Annotated in this window: 17 protein-coding genes, 1 tRNA gene and 1 pseudogene; 8 read left to right on the top strand and 11 right to left on the bottom strand. The window is 63.7% G+C overall.

Features of this window, described 5'->3' with window-relative positions; genetic code table 11:
- Window positions 1-50 precede the first annotated feature (50 nt).
- From IVA91_RS10040 to IVA91_RS10030, 3 genes are all read left to right on the top strand, one after another.
- Window positions 51-3,161, top strand: a complete 3,111-nt coding sequence (locus tag IVA91_RS10040) for an EAL domain-containing protein (protein ID WP_247282008.1) — start codon at window positions 51-53, stop codon at window positions 3,159-3,161.
- Window positions 3,161-4,213 (top strand): diguanylate cyclase, encoded by a 1,053-nt coding sequence (locus tag IVA91_RS10035; RefSeq protein WP_247282009.1) that lies wholly within the window; start codon window positions 3,161-3,163, stop codon window positions 4,211-4,213. Before IVA91_RS10040 ends, IVA91_RS10035 begins: the two co-directional genes overlap by 1 nt.
- A 60-nt stretch (window positions 4,214-4,273) precedes the next feature.
- Window positions 4,274-4,350, top strand: a tRNA-Arg gene (locus tag IVA91_RS10030).
- A 27-nt stretch (window positions 4,351-4,377) separates the two neighbouring features.
- Here the strand turns inward: IVA91_RS10030 and IVA91_RS10025 are convergent.
- Window positions 4,378-4,587: a hypothetical protein gene (locus IVA91_RS10025; RefSeq protein WP_247282010.1), complete on the bottom strand. Its 210-nt coding sequence runs from the start codon at window positions 4,585-4,587 to the stop codon at window positions 4,378-4,380.
- A 220-nt stretch (window positions 4,588-4,807) separates the two neighbouring features.
- Here IVA91_RS10025 and dinB point away from each other — a divergent pair, with 220 nt between their 5' ends.
- Window positions 4,808-5,908 (top strand): DNA polymerase IV, encoded by a 1,101-nt coding sequence (gene dinB, locus IVA91_RS10020; protein ID WP_247418284.1) that lies wholly within the window; start codon window positions 4,808-4,810, stop codon window positions 5,906-5,908.
- A gap of 105 nt (window positions 5,909-6,013) precedes the next feature.
- Window positions 6,014-7,450 (top strand): HAMP domain-containing sensor histidine kinase, encoded by a 1,437-nt coding sequence (locus tag IVA91_RS10015; RefSeq protein WP_247282011.1) that lies wholly within the window; start codon window positions 6,014-6,016, stop codon window positions 7,448-7,450.
- A 76-nt stretch (window positions 7,451-7,526) separates the two neighbouring features.
- Here IVA91_RS10015 and IVA91_RS10010 read toward each other — a convergent pair whose 3' ends face one another.
- The 5 genes from IVA91_RS10010 to IVA91_RS09990 all read right to left on the bottom strand — a co-directional run bounded on the left by IVA91_RS10010 (window position 7,527) and on the right by IVA91_RS09990 (window position 10,628).
- Window positions 7,527-7,820 carry a hypothetical protein gene (locus IVA91_RS10010; protein WP_018319488.1) on the bottom strand — a complete coding sequence of 98 codons (294 nt, stop codon included), beginning with the start codon at window positions 7,818-7,820 and terminating at the stop codon, window positions 7,527-7,529.
- Window positions 7,821-8,037: 217 nt separating this feature from the next.
- Window positions 8,038-8,724, bottom strand: a complete 687-nt coding sequence (locus IVA91_RS10005; protein ID WP_247282012.1) for a DNA-3-methyladenine glycosylase I — start codon at window positions 8,722-8,724, stop codon at window positions 8,038-8,040.
- Window positions 8,725-8,833: 109 nt separating this feature from the next.
- Complete coding sequence (locus tag IVA91_RS10000) at window positions 8,834-9,622, bottom strand: di-trans,poly-cis-decaprenylcistransferase (RefSeq protein ID WP_247418271.1); 789 nt, start codon at window positions 9,620-9,622, stop codon at window positions 8,834-8,836.
- 27 nt (window positions 9,623-9,649) lie between these two features.
- A complete protein-coding gene (locus IVA91_RS09995) occupies window positions 9,650-10,024 on the bottom strand; it encodes a transcriptional regulator (RefSeq protein WP_247282057.1) in 375 nt (124 codons plus the stop codon).
- Window positions 10,011-10,628, bottom strand: coding sequence for a hypothetical protein (locus IVA91_RS09990; RefSeq protein WP_247282014.1), 618 nt, complete (start codon window positions 10,626-10,628; stop codon window positions 10,011-10,013). The genes IVA91_RS09995 and IVA91_RS09990 overlap by 14 nt, the downstream gene beginning before the upstream one ends.
- A 198-nt stretch (window positions 10,629-10,826) precedes the next feature.
- On the opposite strand from IVA91_RS09990, the gene IVA91_RS09985 reads away from it, so the two are divergent.
- Entirely contained in the window at window positions 10,827-12,074 is a 1,248-nt protein-coding gene (locus IVA91_RS09985; RefSeq protein WP_247282015.1) for a serine protease, read from the top strand.
- Window positions 12,075-12,152: 78 nt separating this feature from the next.
- Here IVA91_RS09985 and IVA91_RS09980 read toward each other — a convergent pair whose 3' ends face one another.
- From IVA91_RS09980 to IVA91_RS09960, 5 genes and pseudogenes are all read right to left on the bottom strand, one after another.
- The gene (locus IVA91_RS09980; RefSeq protein WP_247282058.1) at window positions 12,153-12,890 is read right to left on the bottom strand and encodes a DUF899 domain-containing protein; all 738 of its coding nucleotides are present in this window, start codon (window positions 12,888-12,890) and stop codon (window positions 12,153-12,155) included.
- Window positions 12,891-12,977: 87 nt separating this feature from the next.
- Window positions 12,978-13,244 (bottom strand): annotated as a pseudogene (locus IVA91_RS09975) (SRPBCC domain-containing protein); the annotation flags it as partial.
- Window positions 13,245-13,255: 11 nt separating this feature from the next.
- The gene (locus IVA91_RS09970) at window positions 13,256-13,714 is read right to left on the bottom strand and encodes a metalloregulator ArsR/SmtB family transcription factor (protein ID WP_247282016.1); all 459 of its coding nucleotides are present in this window, start codon (window positions 13,712-13,714) and stop codon (window positions 13,256-13,258) included.
- Window positions 13,715-13,798: 84 nt separating this feature from the next.
- Window positions 13,799-14,101, bottom strand: a complete 303-nt coding sequence (locus IVA91_RS09965) for a DUF3551 domain-containing protein (RefSeq protein WP_247282017.1) — start codon at window positions 14,099-14,101, stop codon at window positions 13,799-13,801.
- 146 nt (window positions 14,102-14,247) lie between these two features.
- Window positions 14,248-15,222, bottom strand: a complete 975-nt coding sequence (locus tag IVA91_RS09960) for a tripartite tricarboxylate transporter substrate binding protein (protein WP_247282018.1) — start codon at window positions 15,220-15,222, stop codon at window positions 14,248-14,250.
- A 124-nt stretch (window positions 15,223-15,346) separates the two neighbouring features.
- Between IVA91_RS09960 and IVA91_RS09955 the strand changes: the two genes are divergently transcribed.
- Together IVA91_RS09955 and IVA91_RS09950 are read left to right on the top strand one after the other, a co-directional pair.
- Window positions 15,347-15,757, top strand: a complete 411-nt coding sequence (locus tag IVA91_RS09955) for a VOC family protein (protein ID WP_247282019.1) — start codon at window positions 15,347-15,349, stop codon at window positions 15,755-15,757.
- Window positions 15,758-15,894: 137 nt separating this feature from the next.
- Window positions 15,895-17,475, top strand: coding sequence for an ATP-dependent acyl-CoA ligase (locus IVA91_RS09950; protein WP_247282020.1), 1,581 nt, complete (start codon window positions 15,895-15,897; stop codon window positions 17,473-17,475).
- Window positions 17,476-17,523 lie beyond the last annotated feature (48 nt).

Genomic DNA, 17,523 nt, shown 5'->3' with positions numbered 1-17,523 from the left:
TAAGCTTTAGGCCATTTGTGTGGTGTATTCCTGCTGTTGCGGGAGGGGGAATGCGCCAGGTATTTGCAACGATCGCTGCCGGAATGTCGCAGGCCGCGAGCAACGGCCGGAGGGCGGCCATTCGGCGCGGGCCAGTGCTGTGGCTGACCCTGTGCGGCGTGCTGCTGGTCGCGGGCATCTTCACCGTGACCGCCATGGCCGTCGGCGAGTTTCGCGAGCGAACCCTGGCCAACCGCGAACGCGAGCTGGAAAACACCGTGCAACTGATCGCTCGACACTTCGATCAGCAATTCGAGGATTCCGACGTCGTCGCCACCGATGTAATCGCGCAGATGAACCTGCCGGAGATCAGCTCGCCCGCGATGTTCCGCGAGCACATGTCCGGGCTCGCGACGAACCAGATGCTACGCAGCAAGATCAGTTCGGTGTCCAATCTTGGCGACATCGCGATCTACGACGCCGACGGCGAGCTGATCAACTGGTCGCGGGCCCAGCCGCTGCCGAAGATCAACATCTCTTCTCGCGCCTACTTCCAGTCGTTCAAATCCGATCCCAAGGCCGAGCCGGTCATCCTGGAATCCGTCCGCAGCTACATCATTGGTAAATGGACCACGGTCGTCGCGCGGCGGCTGAACGGCGCCGACGGCTCCTTCCTCGGCGCGATGGTCCGGCGAATTGATCCCGACAGCTACCGGCAATATTTTGCATCTGTCGCGCTTGCCGAGGGGACGGCGATCTCGCTGTTCGATCGCGAAGGCAAGATGCTGGCGCGCTATCCGCACGTCGAAGAATTGATCGGACGGAGCTTCAAGGATGCCCCGCTGATGCGGAAGGTGCTGACCAATGGCGGTCAGCACACGCTTCGCGTCAGGAGTCCGATCGACGGCGAGGAGCGGCTCGGCTCGGCCGCGTCCCTCAATCATTTTCCGCTGGTCATCGTCGCGACCAATACGATGTCGGCTGCGCTTGCCGACTGGCGGCAGCAGACCGGCTTCATGGTCACGACCGCGACGCTTTCGGCCGCTATGATCGCGCTGATCCTGTATCTGATCATCCGGCAGATCAACCGGCAGAGCCGCGAGGCCCAGGAGCGAATCGAATTGGAGCGGCAGCGGCTTGACACTGCCCTCAACAACATGTCGCAGGGGCTGATCCTGTACGATGCCGCCGGATATATCGTCATTTGCAACCGCCGCTACGCGGACATGTTCGGTCTCTCGCACGACGTCATCAAACCCGGCTGCCACATCCGCGAGGCGATGTATCACCGCAAGGAGCGCGGCGCGTTCGATGGCAATGTCGAGGAATTTTGCGCCGAGGTCATGCGGATCGCGGCGGAAGGCACGGTCTCCACGCGAACTCATCAGCTAGCCAACGGCCGCGCATTCCAGGTCATCAACACGCCACTGGCGCAAGGCGGATGGGTTGCCACGATCGAAGACATTACCGAGCGTCGCAACCTGGAGCAGGAGCGCGACCGCAACCACACCTTCCTGCGCGAGATCATCGACCACATTCCCTCGCAGATCACGGTGAAGGATGCGCGCACGCGGCAATATCTGCTGCTCAATGGCGTCGCCGAACAACTGTTCGGCCAGTCTCGCCAGGATGTCGTCGGCAAGACCGCTTTCGACATCTTCCCTGAGGCGCCTGCCGCCCGTATCACCGAAGATGACAGCAGCGCGCTGAAATCGGCCAAGGGATTGTTCAAGGACGAACACCCCTGGCAGATGCCAGGCATGGGGCTTCGCTACATTACTTCGACCCGGATCGGCATCCGTGACGAAGCCGGCGAGCCGCGCTATCTCATTCATGTCATCGATGATGTCACCGAGCGGCGTCGCGCCGACGAGAAGATCGCGCACATGGCGCATTACGATGCGCTGACTGATCTACCGAACCGCACGCTGTTTCGCGAGCAGATCGAACGCGAGCTGGCGGAGGTCGCCGGCGGCGGGCAGTTCGCGCTGCTCTACATCGACGTCGACGAGTTCAAAGGCATCAACGATTCGCTCGGCCACCATGTCGGCGACGAGCTGTTGAAGGCAATCGCGGGCCGTCTCCGCGGCTGCCTCAAGCAGGGCGATCTGATCGCGCGGCTCGGCGGCGACGAATTCGCGGTCATCCAGACCGGGATCCAGTCCTCCGCCGACGTGGTGTCGTTCGTGACGCGGATGTACGAAGCGATCCGGCAGCCCTATCACTGTCTGGGCCATCAGCTCTCCACCGACGCGAGCATCGGGATCGCGCTGGCACCGCAGGACGGCTCCGATCTCGATCAGCTCATCAAGAATGCCGACCTCGCGATGTACGGCGCCAAGGCCGAAGGACGTCGCACCCACCGCTTCTTCGAGCCGGAGATGGACGCCTGCGCCAAGGCGCGTCTGACCATGGAGCAGGATCTGCGCCAGGCCCTGGTGAACGGCGGCTTCGAGATTCACTACCAGCCGCTGGTCGATCTACGCTCGGGCGAGGTCTCCGGCTGCGAAGCGTTGCTGCGCTGGCGCCATCCCGAGCGCGGCATGGTGTCGCCCGCCGAATTCATTCCAATCGCCGAGGACACCGGCCTGATCAACGAGCTCGGCGACTGGGTGCTGCGCATGGCCTGCAACGAGGCCGCGACCTGGCCGGCGCATGTGCGGGTTGCGGTCAACGTCTCGCCGGTGCAGCTCAAATGCGACACGCTGGCGTTGCGGATCGCCGGCGCGCTCGCCGCCTCCGGGCTCGACCCGCGCCGGCTCGAGCTCGAGATCACCGAGGCCGTGCTGATCCGCGACGACGAGGCGGCGCTCTCGATCCTGCACCAGCTCCGCGCCATCGGCGTGCGCATCGCGCTCGACGATTTCGGCACCGGCTATTCCTCGCTGAGCTATCTGAAGCGCTTCCCGTTTGACAAGATCAAGATCGATCGCTGCTTCGTCGCCGACATCGCGGAGACGAACGGTGCGCCGGTCATCGTGCAGGCCGTGGTGAACATCGCGGCCGCCAGCAGCATGACCACGGTCGCCGAAGGCGTCGAGACCGAAGCCCAGCGCGAGATGCTGCGCAAGCTCGGCTGCACGGAAATGCAGGGCTATCTTTTCAGCGCGCCGAAGCCGGCCAGCGAGGTGCGAAAACTGTTTCGCACAGGCGATGCCGCACCGGTGGCGGCGGTGGCGTGATGACGAAGTCAAAGAGTCCTTCCAAGACCGTCGATGTCGCGGACTCCTACGCGGTGCGGCTGATGCAGCATCTTGTGGTGCCGACTTTCGTGATCGACCCGAAGCGCCGCGTCGTGATCTGGAATCGTGCCTGCGAGCGGCTGACCGGCGTCGCCGCCTCGGAGGTGATCGGCACCAATAAGCACTGGCAGGCCTTCTACGAGACCAAGCGTCCCTGTCTCGCCGACCTGGTCGCTCTCGACCGTCCGGAGCAGCTGCCCGAGTTCTATTCGGAATATGCGGCGCGCGGTCATAACGGCCTCGGCTTTTCCGCGGAGAACTGGTGCGTGATGCCGAAGCTAGGCAGCCAGCTCTATCTCGCCATCGACGCCGGCCCGATCCACGATGAGGCCGGCCAACTGATCGCCGTGGTGGAAACGCTGCGCGACCTCACCGACCAGAAGCGCGCCGAGATGGCGCTGAAGGAGCTCGCCACCAAGGATGGGCTGACCGGCCTGTCGAACCGCCGCTCCTTCGACCAGATGCTGATGAGCGAATGGGCCCGCGCCCAGCGCACGCAGAAGCCGCTGGCAGTGCTGTTCGTCGACGTCGACCATTTCAAGCTGTTCAACGACCGCCACGGCCATCAGGCCGGCGATGAATGCCTGCGCGCGGTCGCCGCTGCCGTCAGCCGGCACGCCGTGCGGCCGCTCGATCTTGCCAGCCGCTATGGCGGCGAGGAGTTCGCGCTGATCCTGCCCGACACGACTTGCGACGCCGCCTGCGTCGTCGCCGACGAGATCCGCTGCGCTGTCATGAGCTTGCGGATCGCCCATGGCGCCACTGGCGCCGGCGACCACGTCACCCTCAGCGTCGGCGTCGCGAGCCACATTCCCGGCGAAGCCGATGGCGGGCCGGACCGGCTGCTCGGCGCGGCCGATCAGGCGCTCTATGCGGCGAAGCGGCTCGGCCGCAACCGCGTCATCTGCGCCGAACGGCTGCTCGCCGAATTCGCCGACCTTGCCCGGGAGGACGAGCCGGTTCCGGCCCCGGTCCGGCGCAAATCGGCTTAATCGCGAGCCGGTGAGAAGCGGTTGCCCGCCCCTCGCCAATCGGCTACATGAAGCCTCACTGCACCCGTAGCTCAGCTGGATAGAGCGTTGCCCTCCGAAGGCAAAGGTCACACGTTCGAATCGTGTCGGGTGCGCCAGCCTTGTCGCCGTTTTCATGCCGGCGCTTAGGTCAGCATCGAGACGATCGTCTGGATCTGGTCGGAGGCGGACGAGACCAGCCCGTCATATGACGTCTGACCATGTGCCGCAGCCTTCAAGATGTATTCCGCTACGGCCGCTTTCAGGCCGAACACCGACTGATCGGCCGGTACGCTCGCCATCACGGCCTCCAGCGCCTGCCGCATCGTCTGAATGAGTTCGGAGCTGTATTGCATTGGCTGTCCTCCGCGGGCTTATATTAGATTGCAGGCCCGCGCTCGCCACTCACAAGCGTGAGATTGCCGGTTGATGATCCGATACATTCCAGAGCGTCGCGCAGCGTCGGGCCATGCGGCTGAGTTCAGCCAGACGATGCCGGCCCCGGTGGCGACGAAGAGCGACAACTGAAACGTCCATCATCTCGCGCTTGACGTCTCTCAAATGTATTATCCTTCCATGACCGGATCCGACACGATGACCGGCGAAGCCTCGCCCATCCGCAAGATCATCCATATCGACATGGATGCTTTCTATGCGTCCGTGGAGCAGCGCGATAATCCGGACCTGCACGGAAAGCCGGTCGCAGTCGGAGGCTCTGCGGAACGCGGCGTCGTCGCGGCCGCCAGCTATGAAGCACGCAAGTTCGGTGTTCGCTCTGCCATGCCATCCGTGACTGCGAAGCGGCAGTGCCCCGATCTGATCTTCGTCAAGCCGCGCTTCGAGGTCTACAAGGCAATCAGCAGGCAAGTCCGCGACATCTTTGCCGAACACACGCCCATCATCGAGCCGTTGTCGCTCGACGAAGCGTATCTGGACGTCACCGAAAACCTGCAAGGCATTCCGCTCGCGCGCGACATCGCCCTGCGCATCCGCGAGAAGATCAAGGCCGAGACGGGCCTCAACGCGTCGGCGGGCATCTCCTACAACAAGTTTTTGGCGAAGCTCGCCTCCGATCATCGCAAGCCCAACGGCCAGTTCGTGATCTCGCCAGAGATGGGACCCGCGTTCGTCGAGACGCTGCCCGTCGGCAAGTTCCACGGGATAGGCCCGGCGACGCGCGCGAAGATGAACGCGCTCGGCATGTTCACCGGTCTCGACATCCGCAACCAGACGCTGGAGTTCATGAATGCGAATTTCGGCAAGTCGGGCGCGTACTATTATTGGATCTCACGCGGGGTGGACGAACGTCCAGTCCGGGCCGACCGGATCCGCAAGTCCATCGGCGCTGAGAACACGTTCTCAAGCGATCTCACCGAATTCGATGCGCTGGTCGCCGAGCTCAGACCTCTCGTTAACAAGGTCTGGCACCATTGCGAGGCCACCGGCAACCGCGGCCGCACCGTCACTCTGAAGATCAAGTTTGCCGACTTCGAGATCATCACGCGCAGCAGGTCCGTCCCGGGGGCGGTTGCGGGACGAGACGAACTGGAGCGGCTGGCCTGCGGCCTGCTCAAAATCGAGATGCCGCTGCCCAAGCGCGTCAGGCTGCTGGGGGTCTCGCTGTCTTCGCTCCAGGCCGGGGACGATGCGCAGCCGCAGCTGACATTGGGCATTTGAACGAGACCGGCGGGGATCCCGGCAAACGCGACATCTTTGTCCGCGACGCGCCTCCAAACCTGTCGTAGAGACAGCAAAACACGACTTTTCGCGATTGATGTTGGAATGCTTGCCCTATTGATACGCCTTGGACTGCGCTTCGAAGACCGCATCGAGGAGCGGCGGTTTGTCGACCAATACGTCCGGGGCAATCTCGGGTGGACGCAGATCGCGATGCTGCTCGGTGCCGCCACCTATGCCGGCTACACCATCTGGGATTGGGTGCTCTACCCCGAAGTCGTTCCGACCACGCTGGCCATCCGCGGCGGCACGGCTCTGTTCGTGCTGCTACCACTGACCGCGCTGCTGTCACGGCGATGGATGAAGCCGTGGGCCGAGACGATCTTCCTGGTCTATTGTGTCATTCCCGGCTGTATCCTGCCGAGCATTTATCTCGTCCTGCCGTCGGGCTTCACGTTTGCCGCTCCGGGCATGATGATGATCATCCTGTTCGTCTCGACCATGCTGCCGTTGCGGATCGGTTCGCTGGCTATTTTCTGTTTGCTCTCCTGGGTGGCGCTGCTGGTGGCCGAGACGTTCGCGCTGGCGATGCCGACGGGCCTGCGATTCATCAATCATTCTCTCGTCGGAAACGCTTACGCATTGTCGCTCTATGCCGTAGCGGCGCGCGAGTACCGGGCGCGAAAGCAATTCCGAACGTCCGAGGCGCTGCAACGGGAAAAAGAACGCTCGGAGAAATCGCTGCGCGATCTACGTGCGGCCCAGGAGCACCTTGTGCAGGCAGAAAAGCTCGCCTCGCTCGGACAATTGGTGGCAGGCGTCGCTCACGAAGTCAGCACCCCGCTCGGCCTGGCCTTGACGACCTCGACGGCCATGCAGACTGATCTCCAAGCAATGGCTGAGGCATTAGGTGGAGTGTCGGTCCGGCGATCCGATTTGACCAAGGGAATTGACAGGCTCAAGCAGGGGCTCGGTCTGACCTTCGATAACCTGCACCGCGCATCCGAAATGGTGCATAGTTTCAGGCAGGTCGCGGTGCATCAAGCCGATGAGGACCGGCGCACCTTCGAGCTCAAGGATTGGCTGTCAGAGTTGATGTCCAAACTCGGGCCGCTATTGTCGCACCACGCCCTGACGGTCGACGTGCAATGCCCGGCCGGAATCACGCTCAACAGCTATCCCGGAGCGCTCGCTCAGGTGATCAGCAATCTCGCTCTCAACAGTGCCGCGCACGCGTACCCTGACAAGAGAGGCGGCAGGTTTGTCATCACCGTTAGCCAACCGGACCCGACGTCAGTCCGCCTGGTCTGCGCCGATGAAGGCATCGGAATCCCCGAGCCATTGCAGGCTCACATCTTCGATCCGTTCGTTACGACCAGCCGGCAGCGTGGCAACGCCGGCCTGGGGCTCCACATCGCGTTCAATTTGGTTGTCTCATCGCTCAACGGGCGCTTGCGCCTCGAGAGCAAGGCGGGTCCGGGAACTCAGATCGCCATCGAGATTCCAGTTTCCTGCGACCACCTTGGAGCCGCCTGGGCATAGAGCGCTCGCGCGCGACTGATGGTGACGGAATTTTTTCAAATCCCGCCACCCATGAAAGTCGATCCGCTCGGGCCGATCAATGCCTCACGTGCTCGAACACCACGATCACGCCGGTCGGCTCGGGCTCGTGCGCCATGAGGCGGGTCAGGTCGGAATCGCCCCAATCGGCGAGGCTGACGACCTCGCCACTCTGGCGGTCGGCGCCGAGCGACGGTGTGGGTTCGAGGACCTTGAGGCCCATCTCGTCGACGAAGAAGGTGTGCTCGCCGAACATGCTGTTGAGCTGCGGCATGGCCGGATGCTCGTCGGGCAGCACCTGAGCGCCGAGTTGGTTGACGGTCTGCTTCACCTGTTCGGATGTGAGCTTCATGAGCTGCTCCGTTCTGTCACGTCGGGTTTCGTTGAGCTGAGCCAGAGCGGACGTTCCCTGCCTCGATGCGCCTGGCTCAAACGTCCGAACAAGTGCTGCGCACAATTGTTCCTGAGAAATGTATTTCGTGATCGCGCGCCGCATCTGCCGCGCTCGCGGCACGAGATCGCCACAGGAACCACACGATCCAGCGACCCGACGGCCTTCCACTAACCCGCTACTCGCTCCGGTCTCCGCCGGCCGACAGCGCGCAGATGCGTGATAGATAGGTGTAGGGTAGGCCGGTCTCCTCGGCCCAGGCGTTGAATTGCGCCTGCACCTTGGCGAGATCACCCTTCGATCTCACCTCTTCGGCAATGTCGAGACCTGCACCGCGCAGGCAGGCGACAACGTCCTTGGAGGTCACAAAACCGTCCCAGCCAACGAAGCGCAGCAGCATCTGGCCGGTGTTGCCCCCTAACCGGCTGCCGCGCTTGGTGAGGAGATCGAGCAGGCCGATCTCGTCGGACGATGGCCATTTCGCCAGAAACTTGCCGAAGCTGCCGTGCTCCTTCGCGATCTCCTGCACGAAAGCGGCATTGTCGCGCACCGACATGATCTTGGCGCCATTGCGTACGATGCGTGTATCGCGCAGCAGGCCTTCCCAATAATCCTCGGGCTGGAAGCTGAGCTTGGCCGGCTGGAAATGCAGGAAGGCGGCTTCGAAACCGGTCCATTTCGACTCGATCACGCTCCATGCAAAGCCGGCGCAGAACACCCGTCTCGTCATCTCGGCGAGGATGCGGTCGTCGCCGAGCTTCGCCAGCCGCTTGAGGTCTGGTCTTGCCGGCATCAACTTCTCCAGCGCCTTGGGCCCACCCTTGCGTTTCTCGGCGCGGGCACGAATGGTCTTGAAGGAGGTCATGCGGACAAGAGCGGTTGAGGGTGCGTCACGAGATCAGAATTCGATGATCTGGTCCAGTCCTGCGCGACCCGGTCGCCATGCGTGCCGCAGCGTGCTCTCGCACCGATGATCATGGCACCGCCGGCGATCGTCTCAGGCCAAGATCGATCACGCGCGTCCCATCATGCTCGCGAGAGCGCGGGCACTCCTCGGGCATGATCGCCTGGAGGCCGCCGAAACGGCGTTCGCGGCCGTGGAAAGCAGCGAGCGCTTCGGCGAGATCGCCCGCGTCGAATTCGGGCCACATCCGCTCTGTGAAGTGCAGCTCGGCATAGGCGCCTTCCCAGAGCAGGAAGTCCGACAGCCGCTTCTCGCCCGAGGTGCGGATGATGAGATCGACGTCGCGCAGGCTGGCCTCGCCGGTGACCAGTTGCGAGAACGCCTCGCGGGTGAGGCTGGTCAGCGCCGCTGCCTTGGCCGCGGCATTGAGGATGGCATCGCGCGCGGAATAGTCGACGGCGATGCGCAAATGCAGCGTGCTGCCATGGGCGGTCGCCTCTTCGGCACGCGCGATCGCGCTGGCGATGCCGTCGGGCAGACGGTCGCGACGGCCGATCACGGTTAGGCGCACGCCGTTCTTGACCAGGCTCTGCACTTCATTGGAAAGATAGAAGCGCAGCAACGTCATCAGCGCGGCGACCTCGGCCTTGGGCCTTCGCCAATTGTCGGTGGAGAAGGCGTAGAGCGTCAGCGTGCCGATGCCCTGCTTTGGCGCGGCCTCGACGATGCGGCGGATGGTCTCGACGCCGGCCTCGTGGCCGCGCAGGCGCGACAGGCCGCGCCGCGTCGCCCATCGACCGTTGCCGTCCATGATGATGCCAACGTGAAGCTTGTCGTCGAACACAGGCTTACTTTGCATTACAAAGTCTCCGGTCAAAAAAGGGGATCAAGCCGAAGCGAAGCCGAGACGGCCGAGCGGCGGGGCCTCGCGGCCGGCGGCCTTGGCGGCGTCGCGCACGAGGCGTTCGAGCACGGCGAGATAATCGAGGAAACGGCGGCGGCCGGACTTGGTAAGACGACAGGTCGTGTGCGGGCGATTGCCCTCATAACCCTTGGTCACCTCGACGAGGCCGGCCTCCTGGAGCACGGCGATGTGCCGGCTGAGATTGCCGTCGGTGAGGCCGCAGAGCTGCTTGAGGTCGGCGAATGCCAGCCCCTTGGGGTGCGCCATCAACGAGGTCAGCAGGCCGAGCCTCGCCTTCTCGTGGATGACGCGATCAAGCCCCTCATAGGAGAAGGGCGCGCTGTCAGACTTCGACATCATGGTCTCCGGATGCGAAATACAGAATGGCAGCCATCACCGACTGTCCGATCACGAAGGGCAGACCCATGGTCCATGGCGACAGCATCTTGGTCTGGCTCGCCAGCGTCACCACCGCAAAGCCGGACACGAAATACCAGGCGCCAACGAGCGCGACGGTGCGCGGCAGCGTGCGGACGGAGGCGAAGATGCCGAGCGACACCAGGATCTGCCACAAGCCGGGCAACAGCCACAGCGTTTCGGCCGCGAACTTCCACATCACCACCGCAAGCAGCACGCCGGCAGCGCCTGCCGGCAGGAACTGCTCGACCGCCTGGTAGATCATGGCATCGGCAAGACCGGAATGATGGCGGCGCGAGCGTGCGCGCATCTCGATCCCGATCAGGAGGCCGGAGAGCGCGGCGGCAATGAACCAGCCGGTGAAGAAGGCGAGCGGCTGGCTGGTGGGATCGCCGATCAGCCAGAATTGCAGGATCGCAGTGATGAGCGCGACGGCACCTGTCGCCGCCATAGTCGCCGGGCCGTAGCCGCGGAACGCGGTGCCCGCCGCGATCTGGCTGCGGATCGCCACGATATCGGCCAGTGCCTTGTCGAGATCGCGCATTGGCAATGCCAAAATCTCGTTCCGCTCATGCTTCCCGGGATCATTCCCGCCGCTTTGTATTGCAAAGTATATGGCACTGCAAAGTAAAGGCAAGCCCGAATGTCGCGGCAAGGAGATCTTGTCCGCGCGGGCAACTGCCGGTTGCGTTGCCGATCCCGCCACGGCTAAGATGCAGCCAAAGCATTCCCGGGGGCTGGTATGTGGCTTAAATCGTTTGTCGTTGCGTCTTTGTTGCAAGTGGGTGTCATCAACGCCGCGCGTGCGGCGGGACCGTTCGGCTCCGTCAATGTCGGCAACTGGATCGGCGGCGCCTTCAGCAATGACCAAACGGGCGGCTTCTCCCATTGCGCTGCGACGACGCCCTATGCGAACGGCGTCATCCTCGTCGTCAGCCAAAACGCCGCCGGCACCTGGTCGCTCGCCTTTGCGAGTCCCGGTTACCGCTTCAACAAGGGCGAGAACGCCGCGATCGACGTGACCTTTGACGGGCAGGAGCAAGCTAGGCTGTACGCTACGGCGTATCAGTCCAACATGCTCACGGCCATTATGCCGCTCAATGTCGTGCGTACGTTTCAAAAGGCGAGCCTTATGGTGGCAACAGCCGGCCGCGCCGTACTGAATTTCGATTTGACATCGACCGGGCCGGTCATCGCGGCATTGGCCAATTGCGTGAGCAAGGTGAAGGCCGACGGGCTCGACAAGGCCGGCGACTTCACCAAGGGTGCGGCCAAGCCGGCGGCCACGGCGGAGAAGCAGGCGTCTCCGCCGGCTGGAAGCAAAGTTGCCAGGGCCAGGAGCGGCACCGGCTTTGTGGTCAGCGCCAGCGGGCATGTTGTCACCAACAATCACGTGATCAATGGCTGCGTCGGCGACATCAGGGGCAATCTCACCGGCGAGGCCGCAATGGTGCTGCGCGTCGTTTCGACCGACGCCAACAATGATCTTGCTCTCCTTCAGGCGCCGTCGCCGACGGCATTCAAGGACTTTGCCCGGATCCGCGACCGCTCGTTTCACTCCGGCGATTCCGTCGTCGCGATCGGCTTTCCCTACCACGGACTGCTCAGCTCGGACTTCACCGTGACGACCGGTATCGTGAGCTCGCTCAGCGGCATGCGCAATGACACGCGTTTTCTGCAAATCAGTGCACCCGTGCAACCCGGCAATAGTGGCGGCCCGCTGTTCGACACCACCGGCCAGATTGTGGGCGTGGTCACCGGCAAGATCCCCGGATTGCGCATCGCCGCTGCGACCGGCGATATTCCCGAGAACATCAACTTCGCCATCAAAACCGGCGCGCTACGCGATTTCCTCGACAATTCCGTGGTGCCCTACCAGACCGCCGAGCCGAAGGGCGAGCTCAAGACCACCGACATCGCCGGCAATGCCCGCGCCTACACGATGCTGATCTCGTGCAATGCGACCGAGCAGGCCGACGCGAAGCGGTAGAACGGCGGCTGGCGGCGTCCCACACGCCGCCATCGTCCCGACGAAAGCCAGGACGACATGGCTGAACGAGGCGGCCTCTCAGCCGTGACAGCACGCCTCCTTCGCCGCCTGCGGTTCGTACTCGTCGCGCAGGCGAACCCAGTCCATCGGATAGGGCAAACCGTCCTCGTGACGGCCGAGCGGCGTAAGGTCGAGGTACTGATAGGCGGCATTCATCATATCGAGGCCGCGGGCGAAGCATGAGTAGGTGTGGAAGATCTCGCCCGCCTCGTTGCGAAAGAACACGCTGATGCCGGGCAGCTCGGGTCCATAGAACGGCGTGGTGCCGAAATTGTACTTCGGCACGCCCTTGTCGATCTGTTCGCGCGTGAACGAGACTTCATAATCGTAGTTGAAGTCGTTGCTTCCCGAGGAGACCCAGTCGAAGGTCCAGCCCATCCGCTTTTTGAACGCGTCGAGCTTGGCAACAGGCGCGAGCGAGATCGCAACCATGCTGGTGTCGCGCGCCGCCAGGTGCGGCACCATGCGCTCGAAACCGTCGGCCCAGAACGAGCAGCTCTTGCAGGCGGCGTCCCAATCGGGTGCGAACATCACGTGCTGCACCACGAGCTGCGGCCGGCCCTTGAAGAGATCGCCGAGCGTCAGCTTGCCGTTCGGTCCGTCGAACACGTAGTTCTTGTCGACCTTGACCCAGGGCAATGCACGGCGCTCCTCGGCCAGACGCTCGCGGGCGGCAGTGAGCTCCTTTTCATGGGCCAGATGAACCTTGCGGGCGGCGATCCATTGCTCGCGCGAGACGATCTGATGTTGCTGCATGGTATCCTCCTCTGATCGGGGTGAGCCGACGAAGGCGTCGAGCTTGTCGAAGAACGAGCTCCAGCCGCGCAAATGATTGTCGCGGGCGGTTTCGTCGAAGAACTGGGCATGATGGAAGACCATCAAGGTGCCGGCGCTGTCCGGCTTCAGCGTGATCGTCACCAGCGATTCGCGTTCCGGCGTCGAATGCCAGGCCCAGGTGAAGACCAGCCGCTCGTTCGGCACGACGTCGCGATAGGTACCGCCGGCCTCGAAATATTCGCCGTCGTCACGGGTGAAGCCGATGCGAAAGCTGCCGCCGGTGCGAACGTCGAGCTCGGCCCGAAGCGTCGCCGGCTTCATGTTCGGCGGCCCGAACCATTGCGCTAGCTGCTCGGCTTGCGTCCAGGCCGCGTAGACCTTTTCCGGCCGCGCGCGGAGCCGGCGCGTGAGCGTGAGGCTTGGACTTTCCTTTGGGCGTTCGGTTGAGCATTCGGCGGCGGCTGCGTTGGCCATGTCTCTTCCTCCACAAAGGCGGCGAGGCGATCGAGATTGTCGGACCAGAATTGGGCGTAGCGATTGAGCCAGTTCATCGCCTGCTCCATCGGCTGCGCGGTGAGCCGGCAGGCGACCGTTCGCCCGGTCTTCTCCCGCACGATCAGACCCGCATCCGTGAGCACGTCGAGATGCTTCATGATCGCCGGCAGCGAGATCGGGAACGGTGCGGCCAGCTCGCTCACCGACAGGGCGTCCTGCTCGCCGAGCCGCGCCAGCAGGGCACGCCGCGTCGGGTCGGATAGCGCCGCAAAGGTCCGGTCCAGCGTCTCGTCCTGATACTTAACCATTAGGTTTAGTATAGCCGCGAACGGTGACGCGTCAAGCGAGAAAGCCCGCACGCGGTTCTGCACGAGCGCGTGATCAGGCAGCGGTCAGTGGGACGTGGGGCGCGGCTCGTACGGCGCGACGGCCCGCCTGCGGTGCACCCGCGGCTGCGGTTGCAGCGGCTGCAGCTGGCCGTAGCCGAAACGGGGATTGCGATCGCAGAACAGCAGCCGGCCGGAGACGCTGGCCTGACATTGTTCATAGGTGCTGTAGGCGCATTCACCGGGATAGTCATACTCGCCGCCCTGGGCACACCAGGGATAGTCGCGCGCGGCGGCTGGAGGAATGGCGGCGAAACCGGCAAGGACCGTCACGCCGAGCGTCAGCAGCGCCAATCGGATATTGCGCATGATCCAACTCCTCTCCTGCTGGCGTGAGATACGCCACCATCCTCATCAGGTTTGGTCGCGCCAATTTATTCCAGATCGAGTGTAGCGCGCGTAAGAAAAAAGCCCTGCCGGACGGCAGGGCTTCAAGCGCGTTGATCACAAGATATCTACTCGACCTTCAGGCCGGCGAACTCGACGACCTTCTTCCATTTCTCGGTTTCGGCCTTGATCTCCTCACCGAACGCCTCGGGCGTCTGCACCCGCGGCTCGCCGCCGAGCTCGACCAGACGCTTGGTCATGTCGGGCTCCTTCATCAGCGCGTTGACCTCATTGTTGAGCTTGGCGATGATCTCCTTGGGCGTGTTCTTGGGTGCGCCCATACCGAACAACGCGCTGGCCTCATAACCCTTGACGGTCTCGGCGATCGCGGGCACGTCGGGCAATTGCGCAGAGCGTTCCGTGGTGGTGACGCCGATTGCACGCAAGCTGCCGGAACGGATGTGCTGGATGATCGAGGGCATGTTGTCGAAGATCACCTGCACCTGGCCGCCGAGCATGTCGGTGATCGCGGGCGCCGCGCCGCGATACGGCACGTGCTGCATCTTGCAGCCGGTCATGGCCATGAACATCTCGCCGGACAGATGCACCGAGGTGCCGTTGCCGGACGAGGCCATGTTCACCTTGCCGGGATTGGCCTTCACATATTCGATGAACTCGGCGACGGTCTTGGCCGGCACGTCCTTGTTGACCGTCATCACATTCGGCACACGCTGGAACGAGGCGACCGGGGCAATGTCGCGCACGAAGTTGAACTTCAGGTTGGTATAGAGCGAGGCGTTGATGTAGTTGGCCGGGTTGACCAGCTGCAGCGTGTAGCCGTCGGGCTCGGCGTTGACGACCGATTCGGTGGCGATATTGTTGCCGGCGCCCGGCTTGTTCTCGATCACGAATTGCTGGCCTAGCCTTTCCGACAGCCGCTGGCCGATCAGCCGCGCCAGGATGTCGGTGGCCCCGCCCGGCGGATAGCCGACCACCCATTTCACCGGACGGGCCGGATAATCGGCGGCAAGGGCCTTGGACAGCGGGGCGGCTGCAAGCGGACTGGCGGCGAGCAGGCCCAGCGCGGTACGGCGAGTGATCATCTCAAGGGTTCTCCCAGTGTTGTTCTTGAAAGACGGATATCTTGAAAGTGGCGTCGGCGCGGTTGTAACAAAGCTTGCCGCAGGCGGAAAGTGCACGGGGCGCATCACGACGAAAGGATAAGACATGCCGGTCAAGGTTCATGCCCTGGATCATCTCGTGATCAATGTCGCCGATGTCGCAGTGACTGCGGAGTGGTACCGCAGGAATCTCGGCATGGAAGTCAAGGTGTTCGACCCCGGCGGCGGCAAAGCGCCGCGGACTTCGCTCGTATTTGGTGACCAGAAGATCAACGTGCGGCCGCGCGATGGCGATAAGGTGGAGTGGTTCACCGCGGACCACCCGACCGCCGGCAGCGAGGATCTGTGCTTCCTCACCTCCTCCACGCCCGAAGAGGTGATGGCGCATTTGCAGGCGCACGGCGTTGCGATCGAGGAAGGGCCGGGCCCGAGGCAAGGTGCCCGCGGCACGCTGCGCTCGGTCTATTGCCGGGATCCCGACGGCAGCTTGATCGAGATCTCGTCTTACGCGGAATAGGGCGCGCTCGTCGAGAGAGCGAGCGCTGGCTGTTCCATGCCGCCCCGCCGAGTTGCTCCCCGCGCTGTCCAATGGCAGGAAGACGCAATCATCCAAAGACAGCCGCCATCAAGATGCAGGGCTGCACGGGAGGACACATGACCAATCCACAGACCGCCGCCGGGATCATAGGCCCTTTCGACGGGCTCGACGTGCCCTGGCTGCTGAAGCTGCGCGCCGAGGTGCGCCACTCACATCCGTTCCTGATCTGGGCGCCGTTCGATGCGCCGGCGCGGCGCTGGAGCTATGGCGAGTTTCACGAGCGGGTCGGCGCGCTCGCGGCGGGCCTCGCCAAGCGCGGCGTCAAGCCCGGCGAATATGTGCTCATCCATCTCGACAATTGCATCGAGGCGATGCTGGCCTGGTTCGCCTGCGTCGAATTGGGCGCAATCGCGGTGACCACCAACACCCGCTCGGCGCCAGCCGAGATCGCGTACTTCGCCGATCATTGCGGCGCGGCCGCCGCGATCACTCAGCCGTCCTATGCGGAAGTCGTCGCGCAGAATTGCCGCAACATCCGCTGGATGGCGGTGACCTCACACGATGCGGGCACAGCGCCTGCGCAAGCGGTCGCACGCGGCGACAGTTTTGAATCCCTGTTCGCCGACAGTGCCGACCGTCCCAGGCGCGCCCCCGATCCGCTCGCGCCGTGCAGCGTGCAGTACACATCGGGCACGACGTCGCGCCCCAAGGCGGTGCTGTGGACCCACGCCAACACACTGTGGGGCGCCAAGATCAACGCCGCGCATGAAGACCTTCATGCCGGCGACGTGCACCAGACCTACCTGCCGCTGTTCCACACCAACGCGCTGGCCTATTCCATGCTGGCGACGCTGTGGGTCGGCGCCACTTGCGTGATCCAACCGCGCTTCTCCGCCAGCCGGTTCTGGCACGTCGCGCGCGAGCACGGCGCGACCTGGACCTCGACGATTCCGTTCTGCATGAAAGCGCTGCTCGAGCAGGAGATCCCGCACGATCACAAATTCCGCCTGTGGGGCAGCGCGATCAACGAGCCGCCGGCGTTCGCCGCGTTCGGCGTCAAGATCATCGGCTGGTGGGGTATGACCGAGACCATCACCCACGGCATCGTCGGCGAGGTCGACCAGCCCAACATACCCATGTCGATCGGCCGCGCCGCGCCGGAGTACCAGATCCGCATCACCGATGACGACGGCCGGCCGACGGAAGTCGGCGGCACCGGCAATCTCTCGATCAAGGGCATCCCCGGTCTATCGCTGTTCGCCGAATATCTGCACAACGAGAAGGCGACGCGCGAGAGTTTTGACGAGCACGGCTTCTTCCTTACCGGCGACCGTGTCGAACGGCTGGCGAACGGCTACATCAAGTTCGGCGACCGCGCCAAGGACATGCTGAAGGTCGGCGGCGAGAACGTCGCGGCCTCCGAGATCGAGCAGGTGATCGCGCTCGTTCCCGGCGTGCGCGAGGCGGCGGTGGTGGCGAAGACGCATCCGATGCTGGACGAGGTGCCGGTCGTCTTCATCATTCCGCAGGGCGGCGTCGCCGGTGCGGTACGCGATCTGCATGATCGCGTGATGGCGGCCTGCCGCGCCGGCCTCGCCGACTTCAAGGTGCCACGCGAGATCAGGTTCGTGGACGACATGCCGCGCTCGACGCTGGAGAAGGTGGCGAAGGCGGAGCTGCGCAAGATGGTGGAGTGACTTCACCCTCCCCTGGAGGGGAGGGTAAGCAGGCCGCGCGCCTCTGGA

The sequence above is a fragment of the Bradyrhizobium sp. 153 genome, assembly GCF_023073835.1.
Lineage (GTDB): Bacteria > Pseudomonadota > Alphaproteobacteria > Rhizobiales > Xanthobacteraceae > Bradyrhizobium.
The sequence above is the reverse complement of the archived record's forward strand: the minus strand, read 5'-3'. Positions and strand labels throughout refer to the sequence as shown.

Coding starts and splice junctions, on each gene's coding strand:
- IVA91_RS09950 (WP_247282020.1), top strand. CDS start 15,895: ATGACCAATCCACAGACCGCCGCCGGGATCATAGGCCCTTTCGACGGG.
- IVA91_RS09980 (WP_247282058.1), bottom strand. CDS start 12,890: ATGCAGCAACATCAGATCGTCTCGCGCGAGCAATGGATCGCCGCCCGC.
- IVA91_RS09965 (WP_247282017.1), bottom strand. CDS start 14,101: ATGCGCAATATCCGATTGGCGCTGCTGACGCTCGGCGTGACGGTCCTT.
- IVA91_RS10040 (WP_247282008.1), top strand. CDS start 51: ATGCGCCAGGTATTTGCAACGATCGCTGCCGGAATGTCGCAGGCCGCG.
- IVA91_RS09955 (WP_247282019.1), top strand. CDS start 15,347: ATGCCGGTCAAGGTTCATGCCCTGGATCATCTCGTGATCAATGTCGCC.
- IVA91_RS10015 (WP_247282011.1), top strand. CDS start 6,014: ATGCTTGCCCTATTGATACGCCTTGGACTGCGCTTCGAAGACCGCATC.
- IVA91_RS09970 (WP_247282016.1), bottom strand. CDS start 13,714: ATGGTTAAGTATCAGGACGAGACGCTGGACCGGACCTTTGCGGCGCTA.
- IVA91_RS10035 (WP_247282009.1), top strand. CDS start 3,161: ATGACGAAGTCAAAGAGTCCTTCCAAGACCGTCGATGTCGCGGACTCC.
- IVA91_RS09960 (WP_247282018.1), bottom strand. CDS start 15,222: ATGATCACTCGCCGTACCGCGCTGGGCCTGCTCGCCGCCAGTCCGCTT.
- IVA91_RS10000 (WP_247418271.1), bottom strand. CDS start 9,622: ATGCAAAGTAAGCCTGTGTTCGACGACAAGCTTCACGTTGGCATCATC.
- IVA91_RS10025 (WP_247282010.1), bottom strand. CDS start 4,587: ATGCAATACAGCTCCGAACTCATTCAGACGATGCGGCAGGCGCTGGAG.
- IVA91_RS09995 (WP_247282057.1), bottom strand. CDS start 10,024: ATGTCGAAGTCTGACAGCGCGCCCTTCTCCTATGAGGGGCTTGATCGC.
- IVA91_RS10005 (WP_247282012.1), bottom strand. CDS start 8,724: ATGACCTCCTTCAAGACCATTCGTGCCCGCGCCGAGAAACGCAAGGGT.
- dinB (WP_247418284.1), top strand. CDS start 4,808: ATGACCGGATCCGACACGATGACCGGCGAAGCCTCGCCCATCCGCAAG.
- IVA91_RS09990 (WP_247282014.1), bottom strand. CDS start 10,628: ATGCGCGATCTCGACAAGGCACTGGCCGATATCGTGGCGATCCGCAGC.
- IVA91_RS09985 (WP_247282015.1), top strand. CDS start 10,827: ATGTGGCTTAAATCGTTTGTCGTTGCGTCTTTGTTGCAAGTGGGTGTC.
- IVA91_RS10010 (WP_018319488.1), bottom strand. CDS start 7,820: ATGAAGCTCACATCCGAACAGGTGAAGCAGACCGTCAACCAACTCGGC.